Source organism: Bacillus thuringiensis (assembly GCF_001595725.1).
GTDB classification, from domain to species: Bacteria; Bacillota; Bacilli; order Bacillales; family Bacillaceae_G; genus Bacillus_A; species Bacillus_A thuringiensis_K.
In genome coordinates, this window is record NZ_CP014282.1 from 113750 (window position 1) to 132345 (window position 18596).

Genomic DNA, 18596 nt, shown 5'->3' on the forward strand with positions numbered 1-18596 from the left:
AAAATCAGCAGATTATGAAACAGAATGATGGTTTTCTTATAGAAGCCATTTTTCTTTTTTGAGCAGGTAGAAAGACTCAACGTATTTATCTTTAAGAGAAAGAGACTACGCTAATAGCAGTAGTTGTATTTATTTGTGATTTTGCACAAATTTTTTTGTGCATTTATAATACTCATGATTTGAGGGGTGAAGCAGTTGACAGGTCAACTAGTTCAATACGGACGCCACCGCCAACGAAGAAGTTATGCCCGTATTAGTGAAGTATTAGAGTTACCAAATCTTATCGAAATTCAAACCTCTTCTTATCAGTGGTTTCTTGATGAGGGTTTGCGAGAAATGTTCCAAGACATTTCTCCGATTGAAGACTTTACGGGAAATCTATCGCTTGAATTTATCGACTACAGCTTAGGTGAACCTAAATACTCTGTAGACGAATGCAAAGAGCGTGATGTGACGTATGCAGCACCACTTCGTGTAAAAGTGCGTCTAATCAACAAGGAAACTGGTGAAGTAAAAGAACAAGATGTGTTCATGGGAGATTTCCCACTCATGACAGAGACTGGAACATTCGTAATTAACGGTGCAGAACGTGTTATCGTTTCCCAGTTAGTTCGCTCTCCAAGCGTATACTATAGTGGCAAAGTGGATAAAAACGGAAAACGTGGTTTTACTGCTACTGTAATTCCAAACCGCGGAGCTTGGTTAGAGTATGAGACAGATGCTAAGGATGTTGTATATGTGCGTATTGACCGTACGCGTAAACTTCCTGTAACTGTTTTGTTACGCGCATTAGGGTTTGGCTCTGATCAAGAAATCACCGAGCTTTTAGGTGATAACGAATACTTAAGCAACACATTAGAAAAAGACAACACAGATAGCACAGAAAAAGCATTGCTTGAAATTTATGAGCGTCTACGTCCTGGTGAACCACCAACAGTAGAAAATGCTAAGAGCTTACTTGTGTCTCGTTTCTTCGATCCAAAGCGCTACGATTTAGCAAATGTAGGTCGCTATAAGATCAACAAGAAGTTACACATTAAAAACAGATTGTTTAATCAACGTTTAGCTGAAACATTAGTGGATCCAGAAACTGGTGAAATTTTAGCGGCAGAAGGAACAATCTTAGATCGTCGTACACTTGATCGCATTTTACCTTACTTAGAGAAAAACATTGGATTCAAAACAGCGAAACCAATGGGTGGAGTGGTAGAAGGCGATGTTGAGCTGCAATCTATTAAGATTTATGCTCCTGAGTCGGAAGGCGAACGCGTAATTAATGTAATTGGTAATGCAAACATTACTCGTGATGTGAAACACATCACACCAGGTGATATCCTTGCTTCTATCAGTTACTTCTTCAACCTACTATACAAAGTAGGGGATACAGATGATATTGACCATTTAGGAAACCGTCGTCTGCGTTCTGTTGGAGAACTATTACAAAATCAATTCCGTATCGGTCTTTCTCGTATGGAACGTGTTGTTCGTGAGAGAATGTCGATCCAAGATACAAATGCAATTACACCACAGGCACTAATTAATATTCGTCCTGTTATTGCATCTATTAAAGAGTTCTTCGGAAGTTCTCAGTTATCTCAGTTTATGGACCAAACAAACCCATTAGCAGAGTTAACTCACAAACGAAGACTATCTGCATTAGGACCTGGTGGTTTAACACGTGAGCGCGCAGGCTTTGAAGTGCGTGACGTTCATTACTCTCACTACGGTCGTATGTGTCCGATTGAAACACCAGAGGGACCAAACATCGGTTTGATTAACTCGTTATCTTCGTTCGCGAAAGTAAATGAGTTTGGTTTCATTGAAACACCATACCGTCGTGTTGACCCAGAAACTGGTCTTGTAACAGGGCATGTTGATTACTTAACAGCAGATGAAGAAGATAACTATGTTGTAGCCCAAGCGAATATGAAATTATCTGACGAAGGTGAATTCCTAAGTGAAGATATCGTAGCTCGTTTCCGTGGTGAAAACATTGTCACAAATAGAGAACGCATCGACTACATGGATGTATCTCCAAAACAAGTAGTGTCGGCAGCGACAGCTTGTATTCCGTTCTTAGAAAACGATGACTCTAACCGCGCACTTATGGGAGCGAACATGCAACGTCAGGCGGTTCCGTTAATGAATCCGGAATCTCCGATTGTAGGTACAGGTATGGAGTACGTATCAGCAAAAGACTCAGGTGCTGCAGTAATCTGTAAACATCCTGGTGTTGTTGAGCGCGTAGAAGCACGTGAAGTTTGGGTACGTCGCTATGTAGAAGTTGACGGTCAAACAGTAAAAGGCGACTTAGATCGCTATAAAATGCAAAAATTCATTCGTTCTAACCAAGGAACTTGTTACAACCAACGTCCAATCGTAAGTGTTGGAAATGAAGTTGTAAAAGGTGAAATCCTTGCGGATGGTCCTTCTATGGAATTAGGTGAACTAGCACTTGGACGTAACGTGCTTGTTGGCTTCATGACTTGGGACGGTTATAACTACGAGGATGCGATCATCATGAGTGAGCGCCTTGTAAAAGATGATGTGTACACTTCTATTCATATTGAAGAATATGAATCAGAAGCTCGTGATACGAAGCTTGGACCAGAAGAAATTACACGTGACATTCCAAACGTTGGGGAAGACGCATTACGTAACCTTGACGAGCGCGGTATCATTCGCGTTGGTGCTGAAGTAAAAGATGGAGATTTACTTGTTGGTAAAGTAACACCTAAAGGTGTAACAGAATTAACAGCTGAAGAACGTCTATTACATGCTATCTTTGGAGAAAAAGCGCGTGAAGTACGTGATACATCACTACGTGTACCACACGGTGGTGGCGGTATTATCTTAGACGTAAAAGTATTCAACCGTGAAGATGGCGATGAATTGCCACCAGGCGTGAATCAACTTGTACGTGCATATATCGTTCAAAAACGTAAAATTTCTGAAGGTGACAAGATGGCCGGACGTCACGGTAACAAAGGTGTTATTTCTCGTATTTTACCAGAAGAAGATATGCCTTACTTACCAGACGGTACGCCAATCGATATCATGTTAAACCCATTAGGGGTACCATCTCGTATGAATATCGGTCAGGTATTAGAGCTTCATCTTGGTATGGCAGCAAGATACCTTGGCATTCACATTGCAACACCAGTATTCGATGGTGCTCGTGAGGAAGATGTTTGGGGCACAATTGAAGAAGCTGGTATGGCAAATGACGCGAAAACAATCCTGTATGACGGACGTACTGGTGAACCATTCGATAACCGCGTATCTGTTGGTGTCATGTATATGATCAAACTTGCGCACATGGTTGACGATAAACTTCATGCTCGTTCTACTGGACCATACTCACTTGTAACGCAGCAACCTCTTGGAGGTAAAGCTCAGTTCGGTGGACAGCGTTTCGGTGAGATGGAGGTTTGGGCACTTGAAGCTTACGGTGCTGCTTATACTCTTCAAGAAATCTTAACAGTGAAGTCTGATGATGTTGTTGGACGTGTTAAGACTTATGAAGCAATTGTTAAAGGCGAAAATGTTCCAGAACCAGGCGTTCCTGAATCATTCAAAGTATTGATTAAAGAGCTGCAAAGTTTAGGTATGGACGTTAAAATGATGTCTAGCGACGATACAGAAATTGAAATGCGTGATACAGAAGATGACGATGATCATCAATCAGCAGATAAATTGAATGTCGAAGTTGAGACAACTAAGGAATAATTGGGATAACCTGTAGACTAAAAGGGAGGTAGGCCCCTTGATAGATGTAAATAACTTTGAATATATGAAGATTGGACTTGCTTCACCTGACAAGATTCGTTCTTGGTCATACGGTGAAGTTAAGAAACCAGAAACTATTAACTATCGTACGTTAAAGCCTGAAAAAGATGGCTTGTTCTGTGAGCGTATTTTCGGACCACAAAAGGACTGGGAATGTCATTGCGGAAAATACAAACGTGTACGTTATAAAGGTGTAGTTTGTGATCGATGTGGCGTTGAAGTAACGCGTGCAAAAGTACGTCGTGAACGCATGGGTCATATCGAATTAGCTGCTCCTGTATCTCATATTTGGTATTTCAAAGGTATCCCGAGCCGCATGGGACTTGTCTTAGACATGTCCCCTCGCGCGCTTGAAGAAGTAATTTATTTCGCTTCTTATGTTGTAACAGAAAGTGGAGATACACCACTTGATAAGAAGCAATTACTTTCTGAAAAAGAATACCGTGCATATCGTGATCGATATGGTAGCACATTCCAAGCTGCTATGGGTGCAGAAGCGATTAAAAAGCTACTACAAGACATCGATTTAGATAAAGAAGTAGACTTCTTAAAAGAAGAATTAAAAACAGCACAAGGACAACGCCGTACTCGTGCTATTAAACGTCTAGAAGTATTAGAAGCATTCCGTAACTCTGGAAATGAACCATCTTGGATGATCTTAGATGTTCTACCAGTAATCCCACCAGAACTACGCCCAATGGTACAGTTAGATGGTGGACGTTTTGCTACTTCTGACTTAAACGACTTATACCGTCGTGTAATTAACCGTAACAATCGTTTAAAACGTCTATTGGACTTAGGTGCACCAAGCATCATCGTTCAAAACGAAAAACGTATGTTACAAGAAGCTGTAGACGCATTAATCGATAATGGTCGTCGTGGCCGTCCAGTTACTGGACCAGGTAACCGTCCATTAAAATCACTATCTCACATGCTTAAAGGTAAACAAGGACGTTTCCGTCAAAACTTATTAGGTAAACGTGTTGACTACTCTGGTCGTTCTGTAATTGTTGTAGGACCGAACTTAAAGATGTATCAATGTGGATTACCAAAAGAAATGGCGCTTGAACTGTTCAAACCTTTCGTAATGAAAGAGTTAGTTGAAAAAGGATTAGCACATAACATTAAGAGTGCGAAACGTAAAATCGAGCGTGTACAACCTGAAGTTTGGGACGTTTTAGAGTCTGTGATTAAAGAACATCCAGTACTTCTAAACCGCGCACCAACACTTCACCGTCTTGGTATCCAGGCGTTTGAACCTACATTAGTAGAAGGTCGCGCAATCCGTCTTCACCCACTTGTATGTACTGCATACAACGCGGACTTTGACGGTGACCAAATGGCCGTTCACGTACCTTTATCATCAGAAGCTCAAGCTGAAGCTCGTCTTCTTATGTTAGCGGCACAAAACATCTTGAACCCGAAAGACGGTAAACCAGTTGTTACTCCATCTCAGGATATGGTATTAGGTAACTATTACTTAACACTTGAGCGTGAAGGTGCAATCGGTGAAGGTATGGTCTTCAAAGATGCAAACGAAGCATTACTTGCATATCAAAATGGATATGTTCATCTTCATACACGTGTTGCAGTAGCTGCAAGTGCAGTAAACAACGCAACATTTACTGAAGAGCAAAAGAGTATGCTTCTATTAACAACAGTTGGTAAATTAATATTTAACGAAATCTTACCAGAGTCGTTCCCTTATATTAATGAACCAACAAATTCAAACCTTGAAAAAGAAACACCAGCGAAATACTTCGTTGAAAAAGGTGCGAACATTAAAGAAATTATTGCTAGTCGCGAAGAAGTGGCGCCATTTAGCAAGAAAATCCTTGGTAACATCATTGCGGAAGTGTTCAAACGTTTCCAAATTACAGAAACGTCTCGCATGCTTGATCGTATGAAAAACTTAGGATTCAAGTACTCTACAAAAGCTGGTATTACAGTTGGGGTATCTGACATTCTTGTATTAGGCGAAAAAGATGAAATTCTCCACGAAGCACAAGCAAAAGTAGATAATGTAATTAAACAATTCCGTCGCGGTTTAATCACGGAAGAAGAACGTTACGATCGTGTTATCTCTATTTGGAGTAATGCAAAAGATGTTATCCAAGGAAAACTGATGAAATCCTTGAATAAACGCAACCCAATCTTCATGATGAGTGACTCAGGTGCCCGTGGTAACGCATCTAACTTTACTCAGCTTGCTGGTATGCGTGGTCTTATGGCCAATCCATCTGGTCGTATCATCGAACTTCCAATCAAATCGAGTTTCCGTGAAGGTTTAACAGTACTTGAGTACTTCATCTCTACGCATGGTGCGCGTAAAGGTCTTGCCGATACAGCACTTAAAACTGCCGATTCTGGTTACTTAACACGTCGTCTTGTTGACGTTGCACAAGATGTAATCGTTCGTGAAGATGATTGTGGAACAGATCGCGGTTTATTAATTGGTGCGATTAAAGAGGGTAATGAAGTTATCGAGTCATTATATGATCGTCTTGTTGGACGTTTTGCAAGAAAAACTGTAAAACATCCTGAAACAGGTGAAGTATTAGTTGCTGAAAATCAATTAATTACTGAAGATATCGCTCATATCGTTGAAAATTCGGGTGTTGAAACTGTAAACATTCGTTCAGCGTTTACGTGTAACACTCGCCACGGTGTATGTAAGAAGTGTTACGGTCGTAACTTAGCAACTGGAACAGACGTAGAAGTAGGAGAAGCGGTAGGTATTATCGCAGCTCAATCTATCGGTGAGCCAGGTACACAGTTAACGATGCGTACATTCCATACAGGTGGGGTTGCCGGAGATGATATCACTCAAGGTTTACCTCGTATCCAAGAGATCTTCGAAGCTCGTAATCCGAAAGGTCAGGCAGTTATCAGTGAAATCGACGGTGTTATCGCAGCGATCAACGACGTTAAAGATCGCCAAGAAGTAGTTGTACAGGGTGAAGTTGAAGCTCGTACGTATGCTATTCCTTACGGTGCTCGTCTGAAAGTAACTCCAGGACAGCCAATTAGCCACGGTAAAGAGTTAACAGAAGGTTCTATTGATCCGAAAGAATTACTAAAAGTAACGGACATTACGGCGGTTCAAGAATACTTATTACGTGAAGTTCAAAAAGTATACCGTATGCAAGGGGTAGAAATTGGTGACAAACACGTAGAAGTAATGGTACGTCAAATGTTACGTAAAGTTCGTGTAAGTGATGCAGGTGAAACAGATGTATTACCAGGAACATTACTAGATATCCATCAGTTTACTGATGCGAATGCTAAGGTCTTACTGCAAGGTAAGCAACCAGCAACAGCTAGACCTGTTCTGCTTGGTATTACAAAAGCTTCACTTGAAACAGATTCATTCTTATCTGCAGCATCGTTCCAAGAAACAACTCGTGTCTTAACTGATGCAGCAATTAAGGGTAAACGCGATGAACTTCTAGGATTAAAAGAAAATGTTATTATCGGTAAACTTGTTCCTGCTGGAACAGGTATGAATCGTTATCGCAAAGTGGATCTTGTAAAAACAACACAAGATGACATGAATGTAGAAAACGATGAGGTTTATGTGGAACAGTAAAATTTTCCGGCATAAATTTTGTATAAAAACAATTAATCTTAGTTGACATTGTATGAGTCAAAATGTTACTATAATCAAGGTTGCTCCTGAACGATGCTTTGGAGGATATTTATATGTCTTATCAAAAAGTATCAACTGCTGAAAATGTAGTCGTTGGTCATAAACGCACATTGGAAGCAATCAAAAATGGTACAGTTAAAGAAGTTGTCATCGCAGAGGATGCTGACATGCGGTTAACCCATGCTATCATTCGTATTGCAATGCAATATAACGTGCCCATAACAAAAGTTGAATCAGTTCGTAAGCTTGGTAAAGCTTCGGGGATTCAAGTGGGAGCTTCAGCAATAGGAATAATAAGTTAAAACTGTTTTTGTGAGGAGAGAGCATTTGCTCTTCCTTGCAAAAACTTTGTTTTCAACTAATAATGAACCACCTGGATATGTGGTCATACAAACATGCGAAGGGAGGATAATCAAATGCCTACTATTAACCAATTAGTGAGAAATGGTCGTACTGATAAAGTATGGAAATCTAAATCACCTGCGTTAAACAAAGGTTTTAACTCTTTAAAGAAAAAATCAACTGATATCTCTGCACCTCAAAAACGTGGTGTATGTACTCGTGTTGGTACAATGACTCCAAAGAAACCTAACTCAGCGTTACGTAAATACGCTCGTGTACGTTTAACAAACGGTATCGAGGTTACAGCTTACATCCCAGGTATCGGTCATAACCTACAAGAGCATAGCGTAGTATTAATTCGCGGTGGTCGTGTAAAGGATTTACCGGGGGTACGTTACCACATCGTTCGTGGTGCGCTTGACACAGCTGGTGTTGACAAACGTATGCAAGGACGTTCTAAATATGGTACTAAGAGACCAAAACCTGCTAAAAAATAATAACTTTAAAATGAAAGGAGGAACTCAATATGCCTCGTAAAGGACCTGTTGCTAAACGTGACGTGTTACCAGATCCAATGTACAATTCGAAGCTAGTAACACGCCTTATCAACAAAATGATGGTTGACGGTAAAAAAGGTAAATCTCAAACAATTCTTTATAATGCGTTCGATATCGTAAACGAACGTACTGGTAAAGAGCCAATGGAAGTATTCGAGCAAGCTCTTAAGAACATCATGCCTGTTCTTGAAGTACGTGCTCGTCGTGTTGGTGGTGCTAACTACCAAGTTCCAGTTGAGGTTCGTCCAGAACGCCGTACAACTTTAGGTCTTCGTTGGTTAGTAAACTACGCTCGTCTTCGTGGTGAAAAAACTATGGAAGAGCGTCTTGCTAACGAAATCTTAGATGCAGCTAACAACGCTGGTGCATCTGTTAAGAAACGTGAAGACACTCATAAAATGGCAGAAGCTAACAAAGCATTTGCTCATTACCGTTGGTAGGATTCAACGTAAAATAAATGTAAGCATAAACCGCTTTATTTGTCGCTTATGGAAGTGTGGAGAGGGAGAATGCCTCTCCCTTTCATCGGGCGCTCGTTTTACATAATGAGAGTACTGGACATACTGACATGTGTAACAATATAAAGTGGCTTTTTTGCTACTTAAAATAAAAAAATCCAATCCATATATGGAAGGAGCAAGACACCAAATGGCAAGAGAGTTCTCTTTAGAAAACACTCGTAATATTGGTATCATGGCTCACATCGATGCTGGTAAAACAACAGCAACTGAGCGTATTCTGTACTACACAGGACGTATTCATAAAATCGGTGAAACTCACGAAGGTGCATCTCAGATGGACTGGATGGAGCAAGAGCAAGAGCGTGGTATCACAATTACTTCTGCTGCAACTACAGCACAATGGAAAGGTCATCGTGTAAACATCATTGATACTCCAGGACACGTAGATTTCACAGTAGAAGTAGAACGTTCTTTACGCGTACTTGATGGTGCTGTAGCAGTACTTGATGCGCAATCTGGTGTAGAACCACAAACAGAAACTGTTTGGCGTCAGGCTACTACTTACGGCGTACCTCGTATCGTATTCGTTAACAAAATGGATAAGATCGGTGCAGATTTCTTATACTCTGTAGGAACAATCCACGATCGTTTACAAGCAAACGCACATCCAATTCAGTTACCAATCGGTGCTGAAGATGAGTTCAATGGTATCATTGACCTTGTTGAAGAGTGTGCTTACATGTACGGTAACGATTTAGGAACAGACATTCAACGTGTTGAAATTCCTGAAGAGCACAAAGAATTAGCTGAAGAATACCGTGGAAAACTTATTGAAGCGGTAGCTGAGCTTGATGAAGAAATGATGATGAAGTACCTAGAAGGTGAAGAAATCACTGTAGAAGAGCTTAAAGCTGGTATCCGTAAGGCTACAACTTCTGTAGAATTCTTCCCAGTAATCTGTGGTTCTGCATTCAAAAACAAAGGTGTTCAAATTCTGTTAGACGCAGTTATCGACTACCTTCCATCTCCACTAGATGTACCTGCTATTAAAGGTACTCTACCGGATACAGATGAAGAAGTAGAACGTAAGTCTAGCGATGAAGAACCATTCGCAGCTTTAGCATTCAAAATCATGACTGACCCTTATGTTGGTAAGTTAACGTTCTTCCGTGTGTACTCTGGTGTGTTAAACTCTGGATCATACGTGAAAAACTCAACTAAAGGTAAGCGTGAGCGTGTAGGTCGTATCCTACAAATGCACGCTAACAGCCGTGAAGAGATTTCAACAGTTTACGCTGGTGATATCGCTGCTGCTGTAGGTTTAAAAGATACTACTACTGGTGATACTCTTTGTGACGAGAAGAGCCTTGTTATCCTTGAGTCTATGGAATTCCCAGAGCCAGTTATCTCTGTAGCTATCGAACCAAAATCTAAAGCTGACCAAGATAAAATGGGTACAGCATTATCTAAGCTTTCTGAAGAAGATCCAACATTCCGTGCTCACACTGACCAAGAAACTGGCCAAACTATCATCGCTGGTATGGGTGAACTTCACCTTGATATCATCGTTGACCGTATGCGTCGTGAATTCAAAGTGGAAGCAAACGTTGGTGCTCCTCAGGTAGCATACCGTGAGACTTTCCGCGCTGCTGCGAAAGTTGAAGGTAAGTTCGCTCGTCAATCTGGTGGTCGTGGACAATTCGGTCACGTTTGGATTGAGTTTGAACCTAACGAAGAAGGTAAAGGATTCGAATTCGAAAACAAGATCGTCGGTGGTGTAGTTCCTCGTGAATACATCCCAGCTGTTGGAGCAGGTCTTGAAGATGCACTTAAAAATGGTGTACTAGCTGGTTATCCACTAGTTGACATTAAAGCTGCATTAGTTGACGGATCTTACCATGATGTCGATTCATCTGAGATGGCGTTCAAAATCGCTGCATCTATGGCACTTAAAGCTGCGGTTTCTAAATGTAGCCCAGTAATTCTTGAGCCAATGATGAAAGTTGAAGTTGTAATTCCTGAAGAGTACATGGGTGACATTATGGGTGACGTAACATCTCGTCGTGGACGTGTAGAAGGTATGGAAGCTCGCGGTAACGCACAAGTTGTTCGCGCTATGGTTCCACTTTCTGAAATGTTCGGTTATGCAACGTCATTACGTTCTAACACTCAAGGACGCGGAACATTCTCTATGGTGTTTGACCACTATGAAGAAGTACCAAAGTCTGTTTCTGAAGAAATTATCAAAAAAAATAAAGGTGAATAATTGATTTTTATCGATTGTTCAAGTATAACTACTTATGTAAGCTTAGAAAGTGGGACGTAAGTTTCACTTTCTAGTCTAAATATAAAATAACCTATATAAACTAAGGAGGAATTTAGAATGGCTAAAGCTAAATTCGAACGTTCTAAACCCCATGTTAACATCGGTACAATCGGCCACGTTGACCATGGTAAAACTACATTAACTGCTGCGATCACTACAGTTCTTGCAAAAGCTGGTGGTGCTGAAGCACGCGGATACGATCAAATCGATGCTGCTCCAGAAGAAAGAGAGCGCGGTATCACAATCTCAACTGCACACGTTGAGTACGAAACTGAAACTCGTCACTATGCACACGTTGACTGCCCAGGTCACGCTGACTATGTTAAAAACATGATCACTGGTGCTGCTCAAATGGACGGCGGTATCTTAGTAGTATCTGCTGCTGATGGCCCAATGCCTCAAACACGTGAGCACATCCTTCTTTCTCGTCAAGTAGGTGTTCCTTACATCGTTGTATTCTTAAACAAATGCGACATGGTAGATGACGAAGAATTATTAGAATTAGTAGAAATGGAAGTTCGCGACCTATTATCTGAATACGGATTCCCAGGCGACGACATTCCTGTAATCAAAGGTTCTGCTCTTAAAGCTCTTCAAGGAGAAGCTGATTGGGAAGCAAAAATCATTGAATTAATGGCTGAAGTTGATGCTTACATCCCAACTCCAGAACGTGAAACTGACAAACCATTCTTAATGCCTGTAGAGGACGTATTCTCTATCACAGGTCGTGGTACAGTTGCTACTGGTCGTGTTGAGCGCGGTATCGTTAAAGTTGGTGACGTAGTAGAAATCATCGGTCTTGCTGAAGAAAATGCTTCTACAACTGTAACTGGTGTAGAGATGTTCCGTAAACTTCTTGACCAAGCTCAAGCTGGAGACAACATCGGTGCTTTACTTCGTGGGGTTGCTCGTGAAGACATCCAACGTGGACAAGTACTTGCAAAAAGCGGTTCTGTAAAAGCTCACGCTAAATTCAAAGCTGAAGTTTTCGTATTATCTAAAGAAGAAGGTGGACGTCACACTCCATTCTTCGCTAACTACCGTCCTCAGTTCTACTTCCGTACAACTGACGTAACTGGTATCATCCAATTACCAGAAGGTACTGAAATGGTAATGCCTGGTGACAACATCGAAATGACTATCGAACTTATCGCTCCAATCGCTATCGAAGAGGGAACTAAATTCTCTATTCGTGAAGGTGGACGTACAGTAGGTTACGGTGTAGTTGCTACTATCGTTGAGTAATCTTAACTGATATAAAAAAACCTAAGGGATTTTCCCTTAGGTTTTTTGTTTGCGTTTATATAAGGGAGAAGAGAGTGTTTTTTTTGTTTTGACGAGTTTCTTCTATAGTATATAAAAACAACAAAAGATAATCCAGAAACTGTAAAATGAATTCTGTTAGATGAAAACTTGAAATTCTTTAAAGTGCCATGTATAATAGCAAAAGTAGAGAAAAGCGGATGCAAACAAAAAGATGCTTGCATCTAGACGAATAACATTGTATAATAGACAATGTTGGTCTTTGACTGCGATGAAGTGGAAGGTTGCTGACACACCCGGCCGCTTTGCCATGGCATGGTGTGGGGAAATTTCCATGGAGAAGGTCTATTTTAGAAATAGGCGAACGAAGGAGGGAAAATAATGGCAAAAGAAAAAATTCGTATCCGTTTAAAAGCTTACGATCACCGTATTCTTGATCAGTCAGCTGAGAAAATTGTAGAAACAGCTAAGCGTTCTGGGGCAACAGTTTCTGGTCCGATCCCATTACCAACTGAAAAAACTGTTTACACAATTCTTCGTGCTGTTCATAAGTACAAAGATTCTCGTGAGCAATTCGAAATGCGCACGCACAAACGTCTAATCGACATCGTGAGTCCTACTCCACAAACAGTAGATTCATTAATGCGTTTAGACTTACCATCTGGTGTAGATATCGAAATCAAACTATAATTTATATAACTTAAAAATGTAGGAGGTGTAACTCATGACCAAAGGAATCTTAGGAAGAAAGATCGGTATGACTCAAGTATTTGCTGAGAACGGTGAGTTAATCCCAGTAACAGTTATCGCTGCTAATCCAAACGTTGTTCTTCAAAAGAAAACAACTGAAACTGATGGCTACAATGCAATCCAGTTAGGATTTGAAGATAAACGTGAAAAGTTAACTAACAAACCTGAACAAGGCCACACTGCTAAAGCATCTACAACTCCTAAGCGCTTCATTCGCGAAATCCGCGATGCAGACGTGGACGGATTAGAGGTTGGTCAAGAGGTAAAAGTTGACGTATTCGCTACAGGTGAAATCGTTGATGTAACAGGAATTTCTAAAGGTAAAGGTTTCCAAGGTGTTATCAAACGCCACGGACAATCTCGCGGACCTATGTCTCATGGTTCTCGCTATCACCGTCGTCCAGGTTCAATGGGCCCAGTTGCTCCGAACCGTGTATTCAAAGGCAAAAAACTTGCTGGACGTATGGGTGGAGACCAAGTTACTATCCAAAACTTAGAAATCGTTCAAGTTGACACTGAGCGCAACTTATTACTAGTAAAAGGTAACGTTCCAGGTGCTAAGAAATCTCTTGTAGTTGTTCAAGGCGCTGTGAAGGTTAGCAAATAATTCACAATAGGAAGGAGGAATTCCAATGCCAAAAGTTACTGTATATAACCAAACTGGTTCACAGGTTGGTGAAATCGAATTAGCTGAAGCTATTTTCGGTATCGAACCAAATGAAGCTGTACTTTTCGAAGCTGTAATGATGCAACGTGCATCTTTACGTCAAGGTACACACAAAGTAAAAACTCGCTCTGAAGTTCGCGGTGGTGGTCGTAAACCATGGCGTCAAAAAGGAACTGGACGTGCTCGTCAAGGGTCTATCCGCTCTCCTCAATGGCGTGGTGGTGGTACGGTATTCGGACCTACACCAAGAAGCTATGCGTACAAACTTCCTAAGAAAGTTCGTCGTTTAGCAATCAAATCTGCATTAGCTACTAAAGTAGTTGAGAACAACATTGTAGTTCTTGAAGACCTAGTGTTAAATGCACCAAAAACAAAAGATATGCTAGCAGTACTTAAAGGATTAACTGTTGAGAAGAAAGCTCTTATCGTAACTGCTGATGCAAACGAATCTGTAGAGTTATCTGCTCGCAATATCCCTGGAGTAACAGTAATCACTGCTGATGGCGTAAACGTTTTAGACGTGCTTCATCATGATAAGCTAATCATGACAAAAGCGGCAGTGGAAAAAGTAGAGGAGGTGCTTGCATAATGAGAGATCCTCGTGATATCATTAAGCGCCCAGTTATCACTGAACGTTCTATGGAAATGATGGCTGAAAAAAAATACACGTTCGATGTGGACGTTAAATCTAATAAAACAGAAGTTAAAGATGCTCTTGAAGCGATCTTTGGTGTTAAAGTAGAAAAAGTGAACATCATGAACTACAAGCCGAAAGCAAAACGCGTTGGTCGTCACGCTGGTTTTACTAGCCGTCGTCGTAAAGCAATCGTTAAGCTAACTGCTGACAGCAAAGAAATCGAAATCTTCCAAGGCGTTTAATTCTTACTAAAGAAGGAGGGAAATTGAGATGGGAATCAAAAAGTATAATCCAACTACTAACGGTCGTCGTAATATGACTACGAATGATTTCGCTGAAATCACGACTGATAGACCCGAAAAGTCATTACTTGCTCCTTTAAGCAAGAAGGCTGGTCGTAATAACCAAGGTAAAATCACTGTACGTCATCAAGGTGGCGGACATAAGCGTCAATACCGTATCATCGACTTTAAGCGTAACAAAGATGGAATTCCAGGACGCGTTGCTACGATCGAATACGATCCAAACCGCTCTGCGAATATCGCATTAATTAACTACGTTGACGGTGAAAAACGTTACATTCTTGCTCCTAAATCTTTAGAAGTAGGTATGGAAGTTATGTCTGGCCCAGAAGCTGACATTAAAATCGGTAACGCATTACCATTAATCAACATTCCAGTAGGTACTGTTGTTCATAACATCGAGCTTAAGCCTGGTCGTGGCGGACAATTAGTTCGTTCTGCTGGTACATCTGCTCAAGTACTTGGTAAAGAAGGTAAATACGTACTTGTACGTTTAACTTCTGGTGAAGTACGTCTTGTATTATCTGCTTGTCGCGCTTCAATCGGTCAAGTAGGTAACGAACAACACGAACTTATCAAAATCGGTAAAGCAGGTCGCTCTCGCTGGTTAGGTAAACGCCCAACAGTTCGTGGTTCTGTAATGAACCCGGTTGATCACCCACACGGTGGTGGTGAAGGACGTTCTCCAATCGGACGTAAGTCTCCAATGTCTCCATGGGGTAAACCAACTCTTGGATTCAAGACTCGTAAGAAAAACAAAGCGTCTGACAAATTCATCGTTCGTCGTCGTAAAAAATAATGGGATTGTAGTACGGTTCATTTCTAGAACCGTACGCCAATCACGAAGGGAGGCACCAAAATGGCTCGTAGCTTAAAAAAAGGACCATTTGTCGATGATCACTTAATGAGCAAAATGGAAAAATTAGTTGCATCTGAGCAAAAACAAGTTGTTAAAACTTGGTCTCGCCGTTCAACAATCTTCCCTCAGTTCATCGGACACACAATCGCTGTATATGATGGTCGTAAACACGTACCTGTGTACATCACTGAGGATATGGTTGGCCATAAGTTAGGTGAATTCGCACCAACTCGTACGTACAAAGGTCACCTTGCTGACGATAAGAAAACTAGAAGATAATGAGAGGAGGCACTTCAATGCAAGCTAAAGCAGTAGCGAGAACAGTTCGTATTGCTCCTCGTAAAGTTCGTTTAGTAGTAGACTTAATCCGAGGTAAGCAAGTGGGTGAAGCGATTGCTATCCTTAACCACACACCAAAAACTGCTTCTCCAGTTGTAGAAAAAGTTTTAAAATCTGCAATCGCAAATGCAGAGCACAATTATGAGATGGACATTAACAACCTAGTTGTTGAAAAAGTTTTCGTTGACGAAGGTCCAACGTTAAAACGTTTCCGTCCACGTGCAATGGGTCGTGCAAGCCAAATTAACAAACGCACAAGCCACATCACAGTTGTGGTATCAGAAAAGAAGGAGGGATAATCGATGGGTCAAAAGGTTAATCCAATTGGTCTTCGTGTCGGCGTTATCCGTGACTGGGAATCTCGTTGGTTCGCTGAGAAAGATTACGCTACATTATTACATGAAGACATCAAAATCCGTGAGTACATTAATGTACGCTTAAAAGATTCTGCTGTTGCTAAAGTAGAAATCGAACGTGCAGCAAATCGTGTAAATGTTACAATTCACACTGCAAAACCTGGTATGGTAATTGGTAAAGGTGGTACTGAAGTTGAAGCACTTCGTAAAGCTCTTAACCAATTAACAGGCAAGCGTGTACACATCAACATTTTAGAAGTTAAGAGAGCTGATCTTAACGCTAAATTAGTAGGCGAAAACATCGCTCGTCAATTAGAAAACCGTGTATCATTCCGTCGTGCACAAAAGCAAGTTATTCAACGTGCTATGCGTGCAGGTGCTAAAGGTATTAAAACACAGGTTTCTGGTCGTCTTGGCGGAGCTGATATCGCTCGTGCAGAATCTTACAGTGAAGGAACTGTTCCACTTCATACACTTCGCGCTGATATTGACTATGCAGCAGTTGAAGCTGATACAACATACGGTAAATTAGGCGTAAAAGTATGGATCTACCGTGGAGAAGTCCTTCCTACAAAAAAGAAAGCTTCTGAGGAAGGAGGAAAATAATATGTTAATGCCAAAACGCGTAAAATATCGTAGAGAGCATCGTGGTAAAATGCGTGGTCGTGCTAAAGGTGGAACTGAAATTGCTTTCGGTGAATTCGGTTTACAAGCACAAGCTGCTTCATGGATTACAAACCGTCAAATCGAAGCTGCTCGTCGTGCAATGACTCGTTACATGAAACGTGGCGGTAAAGTATGGATTAAAATTTTCCCTTCTAAACCTTACACTGCAAAACCTCTAGAAGTACGTATGGGTTCCGGTAAAGGGGCACCAGAAGGCTGGGTAGCAGTAGTAAAACCTGGGAAAATTATGTTCGAAATCGCGGGTGTATCTGAAGAGGTAGCACGCGAAGCATTACGTCTTGCAGCTCACAAGTTACCTGTGAAATGTAAATTCGTAAAACGTGAAGAAAATGGTGGTGAATCTAATGAAAACTAATGATATTCGTGAATTAACCACTGCCGAAATCGAAACAAAAGTTAAAGCTTTAAAGGAAGAGTTGTTTAATCTTCGCTTCCAACTTGCTACAGGACAATTAGAGAATCCAACTCGCATTCGTGAAGTGCGTAAAGCAATTGCTCGTATGAAAACTGTAGTTCGTGAAAGAGAGATCGGAATTAATCGATAAATTGAGGGGAGGTTTGCATAGTGAGCGAACGTAACCAACGCAAAGTTTATACTGGTCGTGTAGTGTCTGACAAAATGGACAAAACGATTACAGTTTTAGTTGAAACTTACAAAACTCATTCCTTGTACGGAAAACGTGTTAAGTATTCTAAGAAGTACAAAGCCCATGATGAGCAAAACCAAGCGAAACTTGGCGATATCGTTAAAATCATGGAAACTCGCCCGCTTTCTGCTACTAAGCGTTTCCGTTTAGTTGAAATCGTTGAAGAAGCGGTTATTATCTAAATAGACGAATCGGAATTTTTAGTCCGAAGGGAGGTTTCATAACATGATCCAACAAGAATCTCGTTTGAAAGTTGCTGACAACTCTGGTGCACGTGAACTTTTAACAATTAAAGTATTAGGCGGCTCTGGTCGTAAATATGCTAACATTGGTGACATTATCGTTGCTACGGTAAAACAAGCAACACCAGGTGGCGTTGTTAAAAAAGGTGACGTTGTTAAAGCAGTAGTGGTACGTACGAAGAGCGGAGCTCGTCGTCCGGACGGTTCTTACATCAAATTTGATGAAAACGCAGCGGTTATCATTAAAGACGATAAGAGCCCACGTGGTACTCGTATCTTCGGACCAGTAGCTCGTGAATTACGTGATAGCAACTTCATGAAGATCGTTTCTTTAGCTCCAGAAGTTCTATAATTTAAGGTATTGCCTTGCTAAGGAGGTGCAGAATTAAGATGCATGTAAAAAAAGGTGATAAAGTACAGGTAATCACTGGTAAAGACAAAGGAAAACAAGGCGTTATCCTTGTGGCTTTCCCAAAGCAAAACCGTGTTATCGTTGAGGGTGTCAATATCGTTAAGAAGCACTCTAAGCCATCTCAATTAAATCCACAAGGTGGAATTATTACTAAAGAAGCACCTATTCACGTTTCTAACGTTATGATTTTAGATCCGAAAACAGGTGAACCTACTCGTGTAGGCTTCAAAGTAGAAGATGGTAAAAAAGTTCGTATTGCAAAAAAATCTGGTGAATTATTAGATAAATAATTTTCTTAAGAAAGGAGGTCA

Annotated in this window: 20 protein-coding genes; all 20 read left to right on the plus strand. The window is 40.9% G+C overall.

Annotated features, from left to right (window positions below):
• The first annotated feature begins 195 nt into the window (after positions 1-195).
• Positions 196-3729, plus strand: coding sequence for a DNA-directed RNA polymerase subunit beta (gene rpoB / locus AXW78_RS00625; RefSeq protein WP_000147553.1), 3534 nt, complete (start codon positions 196-198; stop codon positions 3727-3729).
• Positions 3730-3766: 37 nt separating this feature from the next.
• Entirely contained in the window at positions 3767-7378 is a 3612-nt protein-coding gene (gene rpoC / locus AXW78_RS00630; RefSeq protein WP_000567939.1) for a DNA-directed RNA polymerase subunit beta', read from the plus strand.
• A 113-nt stretch (positions 7379-7491) separates the two neighbouring features.
• A complete protein-coding gene (locus tag AXW78_RS00635) occupies positions 7492-7740 on the plus strand; it encodes a 50S ribosomal protein L7ae-like protein (RefSeq protein ID WP_000121836.1) in 249 nt (82 codons plus the stop codon).
• 114 nt (positions 7741-7854) lie between these two features.
• On the plus strand, positions 7855-8277 hold the full coding sequence (rpsL, locus tag AXW78_RS00640) for a 30S ribosomal protein S12 (RefSeq protein WP_001142341.1): 423 nt from the start codon (positions 7855-7857) through the stop codon (positions 8275-8277).
• 29 nt (positions 8278-8306) lie between these two features.
• Positions 8307-8777 carry a 30S ribosomal protein S7 gene (gene rpsG / locus AXW78_RS00645; protein WP_001137491.1) on the plus strand — a complete coding sequence of 157 codons (471 nt, stop codon included), beginning with the start codon at positions 8307-8309 and terminating at the stop codon, positions 8775-8777.
• 208 nt (positions 8778-8985) lie between these two features.
• Positions 8986-11064, plus strand: coding sequence for an elongation factor G (gene fusA, locus AXW78_RS00650; RefSeq protein WP_000090370.1), 2079 nt, complete (start codon positions 8986-8988; stop codon positions 11062-11064).
• A gap of 117 nt (positions 11065-11181) precedes the next feature.
• Positions 11182-12369 (plus strand): elongation factor Tu, encoded by a 1188-nt coding sequence (tuf, locus tag AXW78_RS00655; RefSeq protein ID WP_001029614.1) that lies wholly within the window; start codon positions 11182-11184, stop codon positions 12367-12369.
• Positions 12370-12768: 399 nt separating this feature from the next.
• Positions 12769-13077 (plus strand): 30S ribosomal protein S10, encoded by a 309-nt coding sequence (gene rpsJ, locus AXW78_RS00660; RefSeq protein WP_001040596.1) that lies wholly within the window; start codon positions 12769-12771, stop codon positions 13075-13077.
• A 34-nt stretch (positions 13078-13111) separates the two neighbouring features.
• Positions 13112-13744 (plus strand): 50S ribosomal protein L3, encoded by a 633-nt coding sequence (gene rplC / locus AXW78_RS00665; RefSeq protein ID WP_000160207.1) that lies wholly within the window; start codon positions 13112-13114, stop codon positions 13742-13744.
• A gap of 25 nt (positions 13745-13769) precedes the next feature.
• Entirely contained in the window at positions 13770-14393 is a 624-nt protein-coding gene (gene rplD, locus AXW78_RS00670) for a 50S ribosomal protein L4 (RefSeq protein ID WP_001127258.1), read from the plus strand.
• Positions 14393-14683: a 50S ribosomal protein L23 gene (rplW, locus tag AXW78_RS00675; protein ID WP_001205558.1), complete on the plus strand. Its 291-nt coding sequence runs from the start codon at positions 14393-14395 to the stop codon at positions 14681-14683. Before rplD ends, rplW begins: the two co-directional genes overlap by 1 nt.
• A 28-nt stretch (positions 14684-14711) precedes the next feature.
• Complete coding sequence (gene rplB, locus AXW78_RS00680) at positions 14712-15542, plus strand: 50S ribosomal protein L2 (RefSeq protein ID WP_000511583.1); 831 nt, start codon at positions 14712-14714, stop codon at positions 15540-15542.
• 60 nt (positions 15543-15602) lie between these two features.
• Positions 15603-15881, plus strand: coding sequence for a 30S ribosomal protein S19 (rpsS, locus tag AXW78_RS00685; protein WP_000124454.1), 279 nt, complete (start codon positions 15603-15605; stop codon positions 15879-15881).
• 17 nt (positions 15882-15898) lie between these two features.
• A complete protein-coding gene (rplV, locus tag AXW78_RS00690) occupies positions 15899-16240 on the plus strand; it encodes a 50S ribosomal protein L22 (RefSeq protein WP_001148024.1) in 342 nt (113 codons plus the stop codon).
• A gap of 3 nt (positions 16241-16243) precedes the next feature.
• Entirely contained in the window at positions 16244-16903 is a 660-nt protein-coding gene (rpsC, locus tag AXW78_RS00695) for a 30S ribosomal protein S3 (RefSeq protein ID WP_000529956.1), read from the plus strand.
• 1 nt (position 16904) lies between these two features.
• A complete protein-coding gene (gene rplP, locus AXW78_RS00700; RefSeq protein ID WP_000928969.1) occupies positions 16905-17339 on the plus strand; it encodes a 50S ribosomal protein L16 in 435 nt (144 codons plus the stop codon).
• Positions 17329-17529: a 50S ribosomal protein L29 gene (gene rpmC, locus AXW78_RS00705; RefSeq protein WP_000855718.1), complete on the plus strand. Its 201-nt coding sequence runs from the start codon at positions 17329-17331 to the stop codon at positions 17527-17529. The genes rplP and rpmC overlap by 11 nt, the downstream gene beginning before the upstream one ends.
• 20 nt (positions 17530-17549) lie before the next feature.
• Positions 17550-17813: a 30S ribosomal protein S17 gene (gene rpsQ, locus AXW78_RS00710; RefSeq protein WP_000004106.1), complete on the plus strand. Its 264-nt coding sequence runs from the start codon at positions 17550-17552 to the stop codon at positions 17811-17813.
• Positions 17814-17856: 43 nt separating this feature from the next.
• Positions 17857-18225 (plus strand): 50S ribosomal protein L14, encoded by a 369-nt coding sequence (gene rplN / locus AXW78_RS00715; protein WP_000615912.1) that lies wholly within the window; start codon positions 17857-17859, stop codon positions 18223-18225.
• Positions 18226-18263: 38 nt separating this feature from the next.
• The gene (rplX, locus tag AXW78_RS00720) at positions 18264-18575 is read left to right on the plus strand and encodes a 50S ribosomal protein L24 (RefSeq protein WP_000558200.1); all 312 of its coding nucleotides are present in this window, start codon (positions 18264-18266) and stop codon (positions 18573-18575) included.
• The last annotated feature ends 21 nt before the right edge of the window (positions 18576-18596 follow it).